At 36.9% G+C, this 16,254-nt stretch carries 13 protein-coding genes and 4 tRNA genes; 2 read left to right on the top strand and 15 right to left on the bottom strand.

Going from position 1 to position 16,254, the window contains the following annotated elements; translation table 11 throughout:
• Positions 1-33: 33 nt before the first annotated feature.
• The 5 genes from K5Q13_RS06460 to K5Q13_RS06480 all read right to left on the bottom strand — a co-directional run bounded on the left by K5Q13_RS06460 (position 34) and on the right by K5Q13_RS06480 (position 4,335).
• The gene (locus tag K5Q13_RS06460) at positions 34-1,896 is read right to left on the bottom strand and encodes an alpha/beta hydrolase family protein (protein ID WP_220740897.1); all 1,863 of its coding nucleotides are present in this window, start codon (positions 1,894-1,896) and stop codon (positions 34-36) included.
• A gap of 89 nt (positions 1,897-1,985) precedes the next feature.
• The gene (locus K5Q13_RS06465; protein ID WP_220740898.1) at positions 1,986-2,378 is read right to left on the bottom strand and encodes a DUF3021 domain-containing protein; all 393 of its coding nucleotides are present in this window, start codon (positions 2,376-2,378) and stop codon (positions 1,986-1,988) included.
• Complete coding sequence (locus K5Q13_RS06470) at positions 2,365-2,832, bottom strand: LytTR family DNA-binding domain-containing protein (RefSeq protein WP_220740899.1); 468 nt, start codon at positions 2,830-2,832, stop codon at positions 2,365-2,367. Before K5Q13_RS06470 ends, K5Q13_RS06465 begins: the two co-directional genes overlap by 14 nt.
• A complete protein-coding gene (locus tag K5Q13_RS06475; RefSeq protein ID WP_246574208.1) occupies positions 2,810-3,535 on the bottom strand; it encodes a hypothetical protein in 726 nt (241 codons plus the stop codon). Before K5Q13_RS06475 ends, K5Q13_RS06470 begins: the two co-directional genes overlap by 23 nt.
• Complete coding sequence (locus K5Q13_RS06480; RefSeq protein WP_220740900.1) at positions 3,535-4,335, bottom strand: ATP-binding cassette domain-containing protein; 801 nt, start codon at positions 4,333-4,335, stop codon at positions 3,535-3,537. Before K5Q13_RS06480 ends, K5Q13_RS06475 begins: the two co-directional genes overlap by 1 nt.
• Positions 4,336-4,545: 210 nt before the next feature.
• Between K5Q13_RS06480 and K5Q13_RS06485 the strand changes: the two genes are divergently transcribed.
• Positions 4,546-4,617, top strand: a tRNA-Glu gene (locus K5Q13_RS06485).
• A 121-nt stretch (positions 4,618-4,738) separates the two neighbouring features.
• Here K5Q13_RS06485 and K5Q13_RS06490 read toward each other — a convergent pair.
• From K5Q13_RS06490 to K5Q13_RS06505, 4 genes are all read right to left on the bottom strand, one after another.
• Complete coding sequence (locus K5Q13_RS06490) at positions 4,739-6,145, bottom strand: DNA/RNA helicase domain-containing protein (protein WP_220740901.1); 1,407 nt, start codon at positions 6,143-6,145, stop codon at positions 4,739-4,741.
• A gap of 122 nt (positions 6,146-6,267) precedes the next feature.
• A complete protein-coding gene (locus tag K5Q13_RS06495) occupies positions 6,268-6,483 on the bottom strand; it encodes a helix-turn-helix transcriptional regulator (RefSeq protein ID WP_220740902.1) in 216 nt (71 codons plus the stop codon).
• 171 nt (positions 6,484-6,654) lie between these two features.
• Complete coding sequence (locus K5Q13_RS06500) at positions 6,655-8,049, bottom strand: DUF2130 domain-containing protein (RefSeq protein WP_220740903.1); 1,395 nt, start codon at positions 8,047-8,049, stop codon at positions 6,655-6,657.
• A gap of 156 nt (positions 8,050-8,205) precedes the next feature.
• Positions 8,206-9,528, bottom strand: coding sequence for an APC family permease (locus K5Q13_RS06505; RefSeq protein ID WP_220740904.1), 1,323 nt, complete (start codon positions 9,526-9,528; stop codon positions 8,206-8,208).
• A gap of 289 nt (positions 9,529-9,817) precedes the next feature.
• Between K5Q13_RS06505 and K5Q13_RS06510 the strand changes: the two genes are divergently transcribed.
• The gene (locus tag K5Q13_RS06510) at positions 9,818-10,990 is read left to right on the top strand and encodes an MFS transporter (RefSeq protein ID WP_220740905.1); all 1,173 of its coding nucleotides are present in this window, start codon (positions 9,818-9,820) and stop codon (positions 10,988-10,990) included.
• A 65-nt stretch (positions 10,991-11,055) separates the two neighbouring features.
• On the opposite strand, the gene K5Q13_RS06515 is transcribed toward K5Q13_RS06510, so the two are convergent.
• From K5Q13_RS06515 to ftsH, 6 genes are all read right to left on the bottom strand, one after another.
• Positions 11,056-11,128, bottom strand: a tRNA-Thr gene (locus K5Q13_RS06515).
• 31 nt (positions 11,129-11,159) lie between these two features.
• Positions 11,160-11,232 (bottom strand) — tRNA-Asn (locus K5Q13_RS06520).
• Positions 11,233-11,348: 116 nt separating this feature from the next.
• A tRNA-Asn gene (locus K5Q13_RS06525) sits at positions 11,349-11,421 on the bottom strand.
• A gap of 110 nt (positions 11,422-11,531) precedes the next feature.
• The gene (lysS, locus tag K5Q13_RS06530; protein WP_220740906.1) at positions 11,532-13,013 is read right to left on the bottom strand and encodes a lysine--tRNA ligase; all 1,482 of its coding nucleotides are present in this window, start codon (positions 13,011-13,013) and stop codon (positions 11,532-11,534) included.
• A 158-nt stretch (positions 13,014-13,171) separates the two neighbouring features.
• On the bottom strand, positions 13,172-14,068 hold the full coding sequence (gene hslO, locus K5Q13_RS06535; protein ID WP_220740907.1) for an Hsp33 family molecular chaperone HslO: 897 nt from the start codon (positions 14,066-14,068) through the stop codon (positions 13,172-13,174).
• Between the two features lie 76 nt (positions 14,069-14,144).
• Entirely contained in the window at positions 14,145-16,238 is a 2,094-nt protein-coding gene (ftsH, locus tag K5Q13_RS06540; protein WP_220740908.1) for an ATP-dependent zinc metalloprotease FtsH, read from the bottom strand.
• Between the last annotated feature and the right edge of the window lie 16 nt (positions 16,239-16,254).

Raw genomic sequence — 16,254 nt, forward strand, 5'->3', positions numbered from 1 at the left:
TCTCTTATTTTAACAGATTAACAAACAAGATATTTATGAAAAGCGTTTAAACCACGCTAGCATGTTTTCCAAACGCGCCAATCGTAAATTAGGCTTACCTGTCCGTCCGACACCGTGAAAACTCTGTGGTAGTCTAACAAATTCTATTGGCGTATCAGTTTGCGTTTTAATCGCACTAAAGTATTCTTCAGATTGACCTATTGGCGTACGTAAATCATATTCACCATGTAGTAAAAGAATCGGTGTATTAACATGTTTGGCATACGCCAATGGGGACAGTTGCCAAAGTGCATTAACATTTTCACTTGTTCGTAAATCTAATTCTAATTCATTTGTTGTAAAATCAACACCAATATCACTTGTTCCAAATAGACTAATCCAATTAATAACTGGTCTCTGTGCCACTGCTGCTGTAAATTTTTGATTGTGACCAATAATCCAAGTTGTCATAAATCCGCCGTATGAACCACCAGCTAAAAATACATGCTCTGAATCAACAACATCAGAAAATTTCTTTTGAGCAAATGCCAATCCACTCATAATATCACGATAATCTATCGTGCCATAATTACCGATGACAGATTGCGCAAACGCTTGGCCATAGGAAGTTGAGCCATGTGGATTAACAAAAACCACATGATAACCCGCTTGATTAAATTGTTGAAATTCCCAAAAGAAGGCATCAGAATAGGCGGCATGTGGACCACCATGAATATATAATAAAATTGGTGCGGGCGTCTTGTGCGCTTTCATGAACCAACCATCAATCAAACGCCCATCTTCAGATTCAAACGTAAATTTATCGGCCTCAGTTAAGAATGACTGATACTTTGGTTCATAAATAATATGACCAGATCGTGTCAGAATTCGCGAAGGAATTGCAGTCGTGCTTTCAATGATGTGGTTTTTAGTTAATGCTAAAATAGATTGCCTTTCATCAGACACTAAAGTCACATCTCCTGATAAAGTTAAACGATAAATACGATTATAACCATGGTATGTTGCAATAAATTCCAACGTTGTTTCATCCAACCAAATCAATCCGTGACTTGATTTTTTAAATTGCACATCACTTGATGTCGATTGAACAGCATCAACATCCTGATTGAATTTTTGTGTGAGTTTTTTCGTTGCTAAATCATAGAAATAAATGCTAAAAATCCGTGTATTTTTAAATAAGTGATCATGGGCAACTAATGCTACCTGCTTGTCATCGGGACTGTATACGGCATCTTGTACAAAACCATCAACCAATTCACTTGTAATTTCTGTGGTTTTACCATTCTTTGCTAAAATGTAAGCCTGGTTTTTTGATGACAAGCCGCTTATGTCATCAGTCTGTGTCATGATCACTTCTGATGCCTCATGATTTTGCGATAATAACTTTGTGTATCGTGTCGTATGAAGGCGTTCACGTTCTGTTTTTTCACTCACACTCACTTCATAAATACGATAAATAGTTTGTTCATCAACTAAACCATGCCCATCAGCTTTATACATTTGAGCGGTGATACGTCTTGGTTTTGGTACATTTTCAACTGGTGTAATTGCTGGTTTCAGCGCATGAATTGTTAAATAATGAAAGACATCACTGGTCCCACTTGCGACAAAGTGACTGACGCCGTCGACATGATTTGTGACTTGCACACCTGCAACAAATACTTGTGCCTTACCTGCAATGTTTTGCAAATATGCCAATTTCCCATGACTATTTTGTGGTAACCAAGCATCATCAGCGACTAATTCGAGTTGATGATGTATCACACGATAAATAGCATGGTGCGTATCATTTTCTTTTTCTCGTAATTGACTTTTAGTAACATAAATGTCGTCATTAATGACTACCAATTGACTCAAATTTTCAAGATCAAATAATAAGTTTTGCGTTTTCTTCATGACAATCCTCACATCTTTTTCTAACATTATACACCAACAATAAAATCTTCACATTAAAAGGCACACTATATAAAGTATGCCTTTTAATCTCACTCACGTCGTTTGTTTAATAATTTTTCATTAATACGTTTCGCATTAGCACGCCCTTGCTGTCTGAAAAAAATGAAAACAATTGTATAGCTAATGAGAAATGTCGGTATATTTCCCAAGATAATGACACCATCCCCAAATGTTAACCAAATAAAGACACTATATGTGCTAAGTTCTAAAACAAAATGACTCACAAATTGTGCGGTAAATGGTAATTTGTCATATTCAAATATCATCGATAATAGCCCCATAATGACACTCATGGTCATTAATAAGCCAAGCTGTGCCATTGACAAAGTGGCCTGATGTAACGTTACTGAAAGTAAAGATATGAATGATCCGATACCAACACCAATTGCTATGTACAGAATTGCATTTTTAAAATATCGCATCTTCTGAACTCCCTTCTAATGTGTCTAGAATACCCTGAATGAATCTTCTTGATACAGTGACACGTGTATCGTTTGTTAAAAATCCATAGTAATTACCAGAAAATGCAGCTTCCATTTTTGATAAATACGCTAGATTAATGACTTCGGATTTAGAAATCTGTACAAAATCAGATTTTTGGTTCTCCTCCAAAAACTTCTTGAGCGTTTTTCTAGTCGTTATTTTTTGGTTATCCTTGAGCGTAAATGTTAAATCATTACCAAAACTTGTCACTAACATAATACTTGTTTTATCGATTATACGCATATCATCAGCTGTTTTAATAACGATTTGATGCGAAGTGGTACTTTTTGATTTGAGATATTGTGCTATATCTGCTAACTGTTCAATGTCGCTACCAGAGATAACAACTTTGACATCCGACACACTATCATCAACGTTGATGCTTATTTCCATTACTTCTCCCCACAACAGCTTTTACAATCATACTTAATCCTGCTAATAAAATAAGTGAATATAGTCCTATTTTACCAGATATATAACTTGTATCCCCAAGATGTGTGGCATAGTTCGTAATAAACATTTTAATCGGTAAGTATGCACCTATCCGACCAACGTTCATATTACCCATAATACCCGAAATGATCATGATACCAAAATAACTAATCATCGCGACGCCATACACACGAGAAAACTTCTTCAAAAGAATTGTCAATAAAAATACAATCAGAAAATATATTGCCGTGCTCAAAATTTGAAAAATCGCCATTTGCGCAATAATTGATAAGTTGGGTAAAGGTAATTTAAAATAGGATAGAAAAATATATGAATAGATAATACTTGATAAGATGACAAACACAGTGATCGCCATGAATTTATGCCAAGCTTGGGATAGTCGTGAATAGCCAAATAGTTCCGCACGTAAAGTAAAACCACGTTCCATCTCTTGTGAAAATAACGAACTAAACCCAACAAATACCATTGAAAGTGGAATTGTGCAAAAGAAACTCAAGTAAATTTGATTTAATGCTTGCGGCACATCTGAATAGCTACCACCAAACACTAATCCCATCATTGGTGCAAAAGCGAAACCAAAAAACAACGTAATCATATTACCTAATAAATTTTGCATTTCAAAAACGAATTTCCTTGATTGCATTATGCCTGTTCTCCTTTCATAACTTCCGTATAGACTAATTCAATATCCCCTTGTGTCCGTCTAAAGTCATCCCCATCACTAATCAAACGACGCGCAACTGCGTACTCTTGATCTGGCTGTTGCACTTTCACACTGGTTTTTATATGATTACCAATAATAAACGCTGAGTAACCAACATATTGTTGAAACAATCTCTTAGGCTCATCAAAAGCAATGACGCGTCCATCATGAATAATTAATAACTTATCAGCTAACTGTTCAATTTCTTGAGCGTAGTGCGTGACCATTACAACCGTTGTCTGATGTTGCCTAAAATAAGCCTTTAGTTGAATAATCAATGCCTGTCGACTTTCAAAATCTAGTCCCGTTGTCATTTCATCAAGAAATAATAATGTTGGTTCTTGATAAAGTACCATGATTAAACTCATACGTTGCTTTTGTCCACCTGATATATTTTTAAAATGATGTGACAGTTGTGAACTGAACTCAAAAAAATCAACTAATTCTTGTAGTTTAGAATCTTTATTGAGTCGCGTGTTCAATAGTCCTTCAATAATCTTTTGGTTTGTCATGGTATCAACGTAATATTGTTCTTGCATTAATACACCGATATCATCTGTTTCAATTATTACTTCACCCTTAAAAGGTATCAATCCTAAGCAACTTTTTACTAATGTTGATTTCCCTGAACCAGATTGTCCCATCACACCAATAATCTCACCTTTTTTTATCTCTAAGTTTGAGACAGTCAACGCAACTTTATTACCGTAAGATACACTTAAATCTTTCACTTTTAACATACTATTCTCCTCATGTCGTGATTTGATTGTAGCAATTTAACGCATGAAAAAAACCGCTTTTGTGATAAGCGGTTAAATATAACACATAAAACGTATATTTCAGAAAAATTGTGAAGCTCATTGTGGCAAATACTATAAAACGCTTGACGACTGCCGTAAAAATTGATATTATATTATAGTTGTCTGATTATATCAGACATCACTGACCATGGCTCGTTGGTCAAGTGGCTAAGACGCTGCCCTTTCACGGCGGAATCGAGAGTTCGATTCTCTCACGAGCTATATCAAGTCGCAACTTCGGTTGCGGCTTTTTATGTTGAAAAAATTATTAACAACAAATTAAACAACCAATAACTGCAGTGAATTCTCTAATTTGGCAAAATAGGGATTCACTGCAGATTTATTATTTTCGTCTATTTAGTAGCATTAGTCTCTGACGTAACTCTTTATTTACTGCATATATGTAAGTCCCATGAACACCACGTGTTAATAATACATTAACCACATTTTTCAAAAACGCCTTGTTCTCAATTGTGTTGTACGTTCCATTCTGCTTTCGCATTTTAAGATGGTCACAAGAATAATCTGGATCAATATCTAATGAGTTTGTATGCTTATTCCAAATAACAGATGGACCCAAAATTACACCCACATAATTTAAATCAATTCCTTGTACTGTGAAATCACTACCAACTTCTCCTATACTCTCATTAATTTCTTGCCAAGGTATTTGCTTGTTCTGTGCTTCTTTTACTTGAGGTAACTCCAAGTTCCATGGCATAACCTCAGTTCCAAAATTCACCATCCAATATTTATCATCTTCTGGCCTGGAGGATTGGGAATACTGCCAATCATATGTCGCAACCATTCTGCTTAAACCATTTTGTTTGTTTTTAGTTTCAATAGCAGCTTTAAACTCTCTAGAATTGTCAAAAAATTCAACGTCATAATCTTCATCTTTTGGTGGCTTAATCAATGAATTTTTCTCAAAATGCGCTAACTCTTGAATCCATTGCCGCATTTCTGGACTGGCGTGTATGCGCCACTGTTCTTCCAAATAGATCGTTCTTGTATCGAATCCATTAATAAGTTGAAATAATTCTTCATTGTCATCAATCTTATTTCTCGCAGAAGTTACTTGTTTTGGATCGTAAATCAATACTAATGTTTTAGCTAATTCGTGTAAGGCAATCAAATCTGGTTTCCACTCATTTTTATTAACTCTACCGTAATTACCGCTCCACAATAAATGAGCTTCATCAACAAGAAGAACATCGACTTTCTCTTTTTTGCGAATAAAACTGGGTATATCACTCACAACATTAGTTCCCATGTCAAGTTTTTTTGCAATTTGCTCGTATGTTCTGAGCTGTTGCTCATGACGAACTAACAAGGCAATTTTAGATTGATGTTTTGTTCTTCCGTTATCATTTAATACTGTATACGGATCACGCCAAATATCATAAAACAATTGAGACATTAACACAGTTTTTCCAGAGCCAGCTAATCCTTGAATCTTTATTATTTTATTACTTGACCCATTTATAAGCGTTTCTGCTATTACCAATCCTATTTCATTTTTCGCTTGCTCTTGTTTTTGGCTCAATGATTTAAACGGACTATTGGCGAAAAGCGCTGAGTTACGTACATCACGAAGACTTGAGACAATATTTTGTTGATGTAATCGTTCCCATATTTCAGGAAAAACACCAGTTCGATATGCCTCACGTTCATAAAAATCAAGTGATAATCCATTATTGCGACTATTGTAAATTTTTTTAAATTTTTTATCACCTAACAAATAATTCATGAACATTTGTTCCAGTTCTAGAGTTGCAGATTTTTTAAATTTCGAGTGCCCAATTATGTAAAGTTTTTCCTCTTGTTTATCAGCACTATTTTTAATAATATTTAATTTATCGTCATTTGCTCTCAAATGTTCTCTAAAAAATCAAATGCTGACAAAACTTCATGAGCATTAAATTCCAATAAACTAAAGTATTCGGCTAATAGTTCATTTGGTATCGCTCTTTTGTTATTTTCCCAATTTTGAACAGACTGTCTAGTGACATTCAAAATTTGTGCAACATCCTCTTGAGTTAATCTTTTATTTTCACGTTTTTGCTTAATCAATTCGTATAGTTTCATAGCTTAATTATCTCAAAACAACCTAGAAGAAAAAGCAACAATATGTTGCTTTTTCTTCTAGGTTTTATTTTTAAACGTTCATGTAGTTAGTGCCCATTATACTATCATAAACACTCTGATGACGACGTTCATTGGGTAATACATCTCCAAAAGTTGGAATTTTTTACGAGACTATTCCAAGCCACCAACCTCATCAAACTTCGCTTTCATCGTCGGATTACCCCGTGTGAGCTTCTTAACGCTCACATCTTCCAACTTGTTGTTAGCAAGACGTAATTGATTTTCAGACGTCGTGAGGGCTTTTTTAACGGCTTCCATGCGCGCAATGGATTTATCGATTTCTTCAATGGCAGTTTTGAAGTTTCTTGAAGCACTTTGATAGTTTTTACCAAAGGCAGTCTTAAAATTCGTTAAGTCGGTTTCAAAATGTGTAATGTCAACATTTTGTTCACGAATTTGAGCGAGTTCTTGCTTGTAGGTCACTGTATTCAGCGCGGCATTTCGCAAAACACCGATGAGCTGTACAAAAAACTGCGGACGAATGACATACATTTTGTCATACTCCGTGACTTGCACAATGCCTGTATTATAGTAATCACTATCAGCTTCTAATAATGACACTAACACCGCATACTCTGTTTTTTTCTCACGACGGTCTTTATCTAATTCCTTAAAAAAATCTGCGTTTTTGTGCTTTGTTGCCGTTGTATCAGCTTCGTTTTTCATGTCGAACATGATACTCACGAATTCTGTACCATCTTGATAATCTCTAAAAATGAAATCACCCTTTGAATTCGTCTCTGACAATTCATTATCTTTTTCAAAATAAGCGTTTGGGAAAGCATACGGACGAATCTTGTTGAATTCAGTCATGGCATATTGTTCGAGGCTTTCACCAATTTCCTTAGTCGATTGACGTGCTTTAAAGTCTTTATAGAACTCAATCTGCTCGTTTGCCATTTTTAATTCTGATTCATATTGACTTTGAATATTTTTAATTTGTAACTGCTTTTCTTGATCTTTTAGTTGTAGCTGTGAAGTCAATTCACTGAGCTTTTGATCGCATTCTGCTAATGTCTTTTGTGTCTCAGCTTCTTTTAAAATACGTTGTGTTTCAAGTTCTGATTGATTTTTTTGTTTAATTGCTTCAATTTTTGATTCTAATTCAGCAATTTCAAGCTGTCTCTTAGCTAATGTATCTTGCATGTCCAGCTCTTTTTGAACTAATTGTGATTTGAGCTCAACATCGGCTTGCTGAGATATGCTTTTAAGCTCGGTCTCTAATGCCGTAATCTGGTTCTCTTTTTCATTGATGTGTGCTTGCAATTCTTGCTTTTGTGCTTGTAATTTATTTTCTAAAGTAACAGCTGACTGCTCAGCTTGCTGTGCTGACCACTCTTCTTTAGCTTGGGTCAACTTATCCTCTAAAATATCAGCGATTTTACCATTAATAATACTTGTATCAATATTTTGTTCATCTGTCAGATCAACGATATCACCAATCTTAGCATCTTGGTCCAACACTAATTCTGTCTGTGATGCAATGTGAAATTTAATTTTTGCCATATGTACTTACGCTTTAACTGACCTTTCTCAAAAATGACTAAACTAGTTTCATTATAGCAAAGATAATAGTTCAACACGCAATTTTATCCCGTGTATATGTTAAAAAAGTAAACAACAAAAAACGTCCGTTTTACACGAACGTTTTGCATTATAATATTAATTTTTACGGTATTTCATAACAAAGTATAGTGGTAGTCCAGCTAATGTAGCGCCAACCCCAATTAATGCAAGTTGCCATTCTGTCAAGAGCGTCATGACAATAATGAACAAACCACCAACAATAGCAACAATGGGCACTACTGGATAAAGCGGTACCCGATATGGTCGTTTTAATTCTGGCTCTGTATGACGTAATTTAATCACGGCAACAAAGACCAACGTATAGAACAACCAAATCACGAAAATCAACATGTCCGTTAAGGTATCAAAACCACCAACAAACATCAACGCAACTGCCAAAACTAATTCAAAGATACCCGCAATATAAGGAATTTTGAAACGATTAAGCTTAACCAAATACTTCGAAAATGGCAAGCTGTTTTCCAATGCCATAGCATAAGGCAAACGCATACCAGTCATTGTATAGCCATTCAGTGTACCATAAATAGAAATCAAAATACCAATGGTAATTAATTTACCGCCAAAACCACCGAAAATCTGTTGCGCCGCATCCATGGCTGTGTTAGCATTGCCTTGAACAGCGCTAAAAGGCAATGCGTGAAGGAAGGCATAATTAACCAACAAATAGATGACCATAATACCCATCAAACCACCAGCAATCGCACGTGGCAAGTCACGTGTTGGGTTCTTCATTTCACCAGCAATATTACCCACGTGAATCCAACCATCATAGGCATACATTGTAGCGATTAAACCAGCACCCATCGCTGATGCCCAACCACTCACTTCATGTCCAGGTGCAACTGGGAAAAGTGTCACATCAACGCCACCTGATTGAAATAAGCCAAAAATAATAATTAAAGCCAATGGAATCAATTTGAAAAATAACGTAATTGCTTGGAATTGCCCAGCAATTTTTGAACCTAGCATATTAATGCCAGCAATTGATACTAAGGCAACAATTCCTGACGGAATAATCGCACCGTAACCCCAGTGCAAAAGATTTGCCACCTGCGTGCCAAAGATAATCCCTTTGGCAGCAATACTTGCTGGGAAGTAAATAATAATTTGTGCCCAACCTAATAAATAGCTAGCTAATTTACCATAAGCCCGTTCGATATAGACAAGCATACCACCTGTTTGAGGCAATGCTGCTGCCAATTCAGCGCCAGTCAACCCTGCCGCCAAACTAATCAAGCCACCAACTAGCCAAACAAACAATGACATGCTGGTGGATCCTGTGGCATCCGCTACACTCGAAGCTTTATAAAATACACCTGCACCTATGACTGTGCCCATGACTGTTGAAATAGCAGGAATTAACGTCATAGTACGATTAAGTTTTTGATCAGTCCCCATGGTGGCCCCTTAGTGAAGTTTAATATTTATTCATACTCTTATATCATAACAGGTTAGATGTTACAAACCTACCACTTTTGAATATTTTTACACATTATCTCATAATGATGCTGATTACCATCTTGACAGTTATTTTTTTTGATGATACTCTGAAAAGTATACTGAATATTACACAATTATTGTGTATGCGTTATCCTGCAATAGTGGATGTAGATTGGGCGTTGTCAATGCGACGCCCTCTTTTTTATACTCTTTTTACAAAAACTAACAGAAAGCATGATGATTCCACATGACACAAATTCAAAAACGTGCCCTCGTATTAATAGTCGGCTCACAACTCCTAATTATGCTAGGTATTGGTTTAATTATTCCAGTTGAACCCTATATCAAAGAAGATATGCACCTCACTGCAACTGATATGGGTGTTATGGCAGCCTTGTTTGCAGTGGCACAATTTATTGCTTCTCCTATTATCGGTCGCTTTTCAGATAAATTTTCACGTGTCCCATTAATTGCTGCCGGTCTCTTGCTTTTTACAATTTCCGAAGGCCTCTTTGCTTTTGGAATTGGACACTCACTCTGGCAACTCAATAGTGCTCGTGCATTAGGTGGACTAGCTGCTGCATTATCAATGCCTTCAATTACCGCACTAGCATCAGACATGACTACTAGTGAGAATCGTGCACGTGTTATTGGTTGGTTATCAGCATCATTTAGTGGTGGTATTATTTTAGGCCCTGGAATTGGTGGTATGTTAGCCAACATTGATCATACTTTACCGTTCTTCGGCTCTGCAATTTTGGGTTTAACTGCATTTGTCGTCTTTATTATTTTCATGCCCGATGAACAAAAACTTCGTGTCAAAAAAAGTACGGCACAAGACAAAACTACCAAAAGAGTTGGTACCAGACAGTTTTGGTCTATTGCTCTAATCATGTTGCTCATCATGATTCTTGTCTCGTCATTTGGTTTGGCAGCATTTGAAAACATGTTCAGCCTGTATTTCCACGATGTACGTGGTTTCAATCTGTCAGAAATTGCCTGGTTTTTGGTTGTTAATGGCATCTTATCATTAATATTCCAAGTTGTTTTCTTCGAAAAATTAGTTCACTATATTGGTGAACTAATGGTGATTCGCATTAGCTTCATTTCAGGTTTCTTGTCTATTGTTTGGATTTTATTTGCACAAAGCAAATGGGAAGTCTTCGTTGCCACATTGATTGTTTTCGTTGGTTTTGACATCTTACGCCCAGCCATTACAACTTTACTTTCACACATCAACGAATCACAGCAAGGTCTGATTAACGGACTCAACATGTCATTAACAAGTGTCGGCAATATTGTTGGACCCGTTCTAGGTGGCATCTTTTTAGATATTGGTAGTAACCTACCATATGCTTTTGTGGCAATTATTTTAGCAATTGCTAGTTTGTTAACGTTTACGGTTAGATTTAAAAAATAGTTTACTCTAACGACCCAAATAAAAAATCTAGTTAGTATACTAACTAGATTTTTTATTTTATTTAGTGCCGACGAGAGGAATCGAACCTCCGACCCCAGGTTTACGATACCCGTGCTCTACCAACTGAGCTACGTCGGCAAGTAGATAACCAAAAACGTTATCTGTTTAACTCCGACTGCCGGGCTCGAACCGGCGACAACCTGATTAACAGTCAGGTGCTCTACCAACTGAGCTAAGTCGGAATAATTGCTTAACACAACTATTTAATTATGCCAGTTTCGTCTGCAATTGTCAATACTTTTCAAGCTGTATTCAATCACAAAAAAAGCGAATCCCAAAGGATTCGCTTCTCATAAAACTCCGACTGTCGGGCTCGAACCGACGACAACCTGATTAACAGTCAGGTGCTCTACCAACTGAGCTAAGTCGGAATAATTGCTTAACACAACTCTATAATTATATCTAATAACTACAGGTTTTGTCAAGCCTTTAAAATCATTTTTTAGATTGTAGATAATTTACCCAAGCGGAAATTTATCTATTAACGCATTGTTGGGAATAATAACACATCACGAATTGTATCAGAATCAGTCAAAAGCATAATTAATCGATCAATACCAATACCCAAACCACCCGTAGGTGGCATACCGTATTCTAACGCTTCAATGAAGTCTTCATCAATATTTTCAGCTTCATCATTACCGTTTTCACGTTCAGCAACTTGTGCCTCAAAACGGGCACGTTGGTCAATGGGATCATTTAATTCTGTGAAGGCATTGCCATATTCGCTACCCATGATGAATAGCTCAAAACGATCAGTAAATCGTGCATCTTTGGTACTTTTCTTTGCCAGTGGCGATACTTCTACCGGATGACCATAAACAAATATTGGTTGAATCAGCTTGTCTTCTACAAATTCTTCAAAGAAAGCGTTAATAATATGACCCACACGCCAGTATTCTTCGTACTTAACATGATTATCATCAGCTAGCTTTTGAGCTGTTTCAATAGACATCTCTTGCCAAAAATCAACACCAGCATATTCTTTAATCAGATCAATCATATGCTTACGTGCAAACTTTGTACCAAGGTCAATTTCTGTACCTTGATATGTTACTTTTAGTTCATCTGATACAACTGCAGCGGCAGCCTTAAAGATACCTTCCGTTTCATCCATAACGTCAGTAAAATCCATATAAGCAGCATACGTTTCCATTGTTGTAAACTCTGGATTATGTTTTGGATCCATACCCTCATTACGGAAAATACGACCAATTTCATAAACACGCTCAAAACCACCAACAACCAAGCGTTTCAAATATAGTTCAGTAGCAATACGCATATACATGTCAATATTTAGGGCATTATGATGTGTAATGAATGGTCTTGCAGCAGCACCACCAGCTTCTGTTTGGAGAATAGGTGTCTCAACTTCCATAAAGTCTTGTGAATCCATATACGCACGGATTGCTGAAATGATTTTTGAACGTAATTGAAACTTCTTAAATGATTCCTCATTGGCAATTAAGTCCAAATAACGCTTACGGTAACGTGTTTCAACATCGGCAATACCATGAAACTTATCTGGCATCGGACGTAAGGCTTTAGTCAAATGTGTCAATTCTGTTGCCAAAATTGTTAATTCACCAGCCTCTGTTTTCATAACAATGCCTTTAATACCAAGGAAATCACCAAGATCGGCACGCTTAATAATAGGATAGTTTTCACCTAAATCATCACGCTTAGCATAAACTTGAATTTTACCAGACACATCCCTGAAATCAGCAAAAATAACTTTACCAGCACCACGTTTAGCAATCATACGACCAGCGATAATGACTTCATGTTTTGTCGTTTCAAGTTCTTCTAATGTATTATTATCATACAAATCATGTAATTCTTGTGCCTTAGCTGTGCGCTCAAAACGCTTACCAAAGGGATCCAAATGTAAGTCATCCACAATTGTTGCTAATTTTTGACGACGTGCTAACATTTGATCATTAAGAGCTTTTTCTTCTGCCATTTTTTTAGAATACTCGATTCACTACAACATTAGTACCTAATAGCTGTTGTTATAGTACACTCGAGCATATTTCCTCCACTTTATTTCGGTTCTGATTGACCGGTGTTAAAAATCTCACTAACAATTACTATACCAAAAAATGGCGTTCATCTCAAAGGTTACTCAGCATTTTTGGCATTAATTTCTAAAATAACGTCGCGCAATTCTTGAGATGTGAAGAAATAGCGCTTACCAGAGAACTTACCCACAACTTCAGCACCATCGTCCTCATCAATCATTGCCTGAACTTCTGTTGCAGGTAGTGTTGTTAACATATCACGATAATCATCCTTTGATGGTTCTGCAGCTAATCCAACACCAGCAACCTGTAAAATTTCAACTTCGCCTTTTCCAAAGACATCCTCTAGAATTTCTAATGGCGTATACCCATCAACTAACATATCAGATAACGGCTTTAAACCTTTGATGGCTGTTTCAAGTTCATCAATGGCTGCATCTGTGGCATCTGGTAATGCTTGAATTAAAAATCCACCAGCAGATTCAACCGTATCATCAGTGTTCATGTAAACAGAAACGCCAACAACTGAAGGAATTTGTTCAGATTGCGCTAAGTAATAGGTAAAATCATCACCTATTTCTCCTGAAACAAGCTGGCTTTGCCCAATGTAAGGATTAGAATACGGTGCAAACTTAGTGACCTGCAAGAAACCATTTTTACCGACTGCTTCCGCAACATCCAATTGACCCTGTTCATCAAAAACTGGTTCTATCTGTGAATTCGTTACATAGCCGCGCACACTACCCTTGGCATCTGCCTCCACAACAATATTACCAATTGGTCCACGACCATTAATTTGAATAGCTAATCGCTCTTCGCCTTTTAAAACAGATTGTGCTGTCAATGTTGTAGCCAACAAACCTCGGCCTAACACGATTGAAGCAAGTCTTGAAGTATTGTGAGCTGTTGCTGCTTCTCGCACAAAATTTGTGCCGTCCAAAGCATAGGCACGGAAATATTTATTTTTTGTAATTGTTTTAATAAATTGATCTGACATATTTTCTTTCTTTTACTATTTAGTAAGCATCGTATTGTTTAAAATAAAAAAGTTGACGCTATCGTCAACTCCTATTTTACTTATTTTCATCTGCTTTGTCATCAGTTACAGAATCATCATCTTGATCAGCTTCCGACTTATTTGCGTCATCATCTTTATCATCATGATGTTCAAAACGTGCTTCTGCTTCAGAATCCTTAGCATCAACTGCTGCTTTTGCTTCTTCAAACGATTTTGCTTTTGCTAACTCGTCATTATCTTGAGGATCTTTTCGAGTAAACTTACCAGTTTCGTAAATATCCTTGATTTGTCTTTCGTCCAAGGTCTCAACTTCAAGCAATGCTTCCGCAATTGCAACCAGCTTATCTTTATGTTCAGCAATAATTGCTGAAGCGTCGCTAAATGCTTCTTGTGACAGACGACGTACTTCTTCATCAATTAAACGCGCTGTTTCTTCAGAATAGGCCCGATTACCTGCTTGTTCGGCATAACCAACACTAGCGTTTCCTTCCAACTGCACCATGCCCAATTTATCTGACATACCAAATGCTGTTACCATCTGTCGAGCTAACCCAGTAGCTTGTTGGAAATCATTAGAAGCACCAGAGCTGGCTTCATTGAACATAAATATTTCAGATGCACGACCACCCATGAGACCAGCAAGTTGTTCTTTTGCCTCAGAATATCTGAGGTTGTATCGGTCAGTCTTTGGCGTCATTAAAGCATAACCACCAATTCGACCACGCGGTACAATTGTAACTTTACGAACAATTGATGCCTCTGAACGAATCAAGCCAACCAACGCATGACCAGCTTCATGGTAAGCTGTTGTACGACGTTCTCTTTCAGACATGCCACGATTTGTTTTTGCAGGACCTTGGAAAATACGATCTTCTGCTTCATCAATATCTGAGGCATCCACTTTTTTCTTATTACGACGAGCTGCTAATAAGGCTGCTTCGTTTAATAAGTTTTCTAGATCAGCACCAACATAACCTGGTGTTTGTTGTGCAACTGCTTTCAAATCAACATTATCATCTAATGGCTTATTCTTAGCATGCACATTAAGTATTGCTTCACGTCCCTTAACATCAGGTGCACCGATCAAAATTTTACGATCAAATCTACCTGAACGCAATAAGGCAGGATCTAAGACATCGGAACGGTTGGTTGATGCCAAGATAATGACACCTTCTGAACCTTCGAAACCGTCCATCTCAATTAAGATTTGGTTTAAGGTTTGTTCACGTTCATCGTTACCGCCACCCATGCCAGTACCACGACGGCGACCAACAGCATCTATTTCATCAATAAATATGATTGCTGGGGCAGACTTTTTTGCATTTTCAAACAAGTCACGCACACGCGAAGCACCAACACCAACAAACATCTCAACGAAGTCTGAGCCAGACATTGAAAAGAACGGTACATTTGCTTCACCGGCAACTGCTTTAGCTAATAATGTTTTACCAGTTCCGGGAGGTCCCTCAAGTAAAACACCCTTTGGAATACGTGCACCTAAGCTAACAAACTTCTTGGGTGCCTTTAAAAATTCAACAACTTCAACTAATTCTTGTTTCTCTTCCTCAGCTCCAGCAACATCAGAGAAACGTACTTTATTATCTTTTGGATCAGATGGCTTAGCTTTAGATTTACCAAAGCTCATCATACCGCCTTGGCCACCTTTACCACCACCACCTGCTTGACTCATCATGACATAAAACACGGCAACAATTAGAACGATTGGAATTAATGACACCAATAAGTTGAGCCAGAATCCAGAAGATTCTTGTTGTTTTGTCTCAACATCTGTTTTAGTCGTTTCGGCTGCATCAGTCACTGACTTGAGCGATGCATCATTTGGTAGCACTGTTGATGAGAAATGTGTCACTTTTTGTGACTGTTGTAAAATATTAAATCCCTTGTCTGACTTAACAGTCTGAGGTTTTCTATATTCACCAGAAATGTTATAGACACCATTTGCTGGTTGGACTGTGATTGACTTAAGGTCCTTATCATTTAACGCTTTCAGAAATTCACTCGATGTGAGAGTTTTAGAAGTTGATTTATCATTACCAAACAAACCATAAATCATCCCTACTACAGCAAGGAAGATGAAAATGTAAAAGATCGAACTTTTTAAGAAACCACCTTTTTGATTCTTATTCATTAAAGTTTCCTCAAAT

This window comes from Leuconostoc miyukkimchii (genome assembly GCF_019656055.1).
Classification (GTDB): domain Bacteria; phylum Bacillota; class Bacilli; order Lactobacillales; family Lactobacillaceae; genus Leuconostoc; species Leuconostoc miyukkimchii.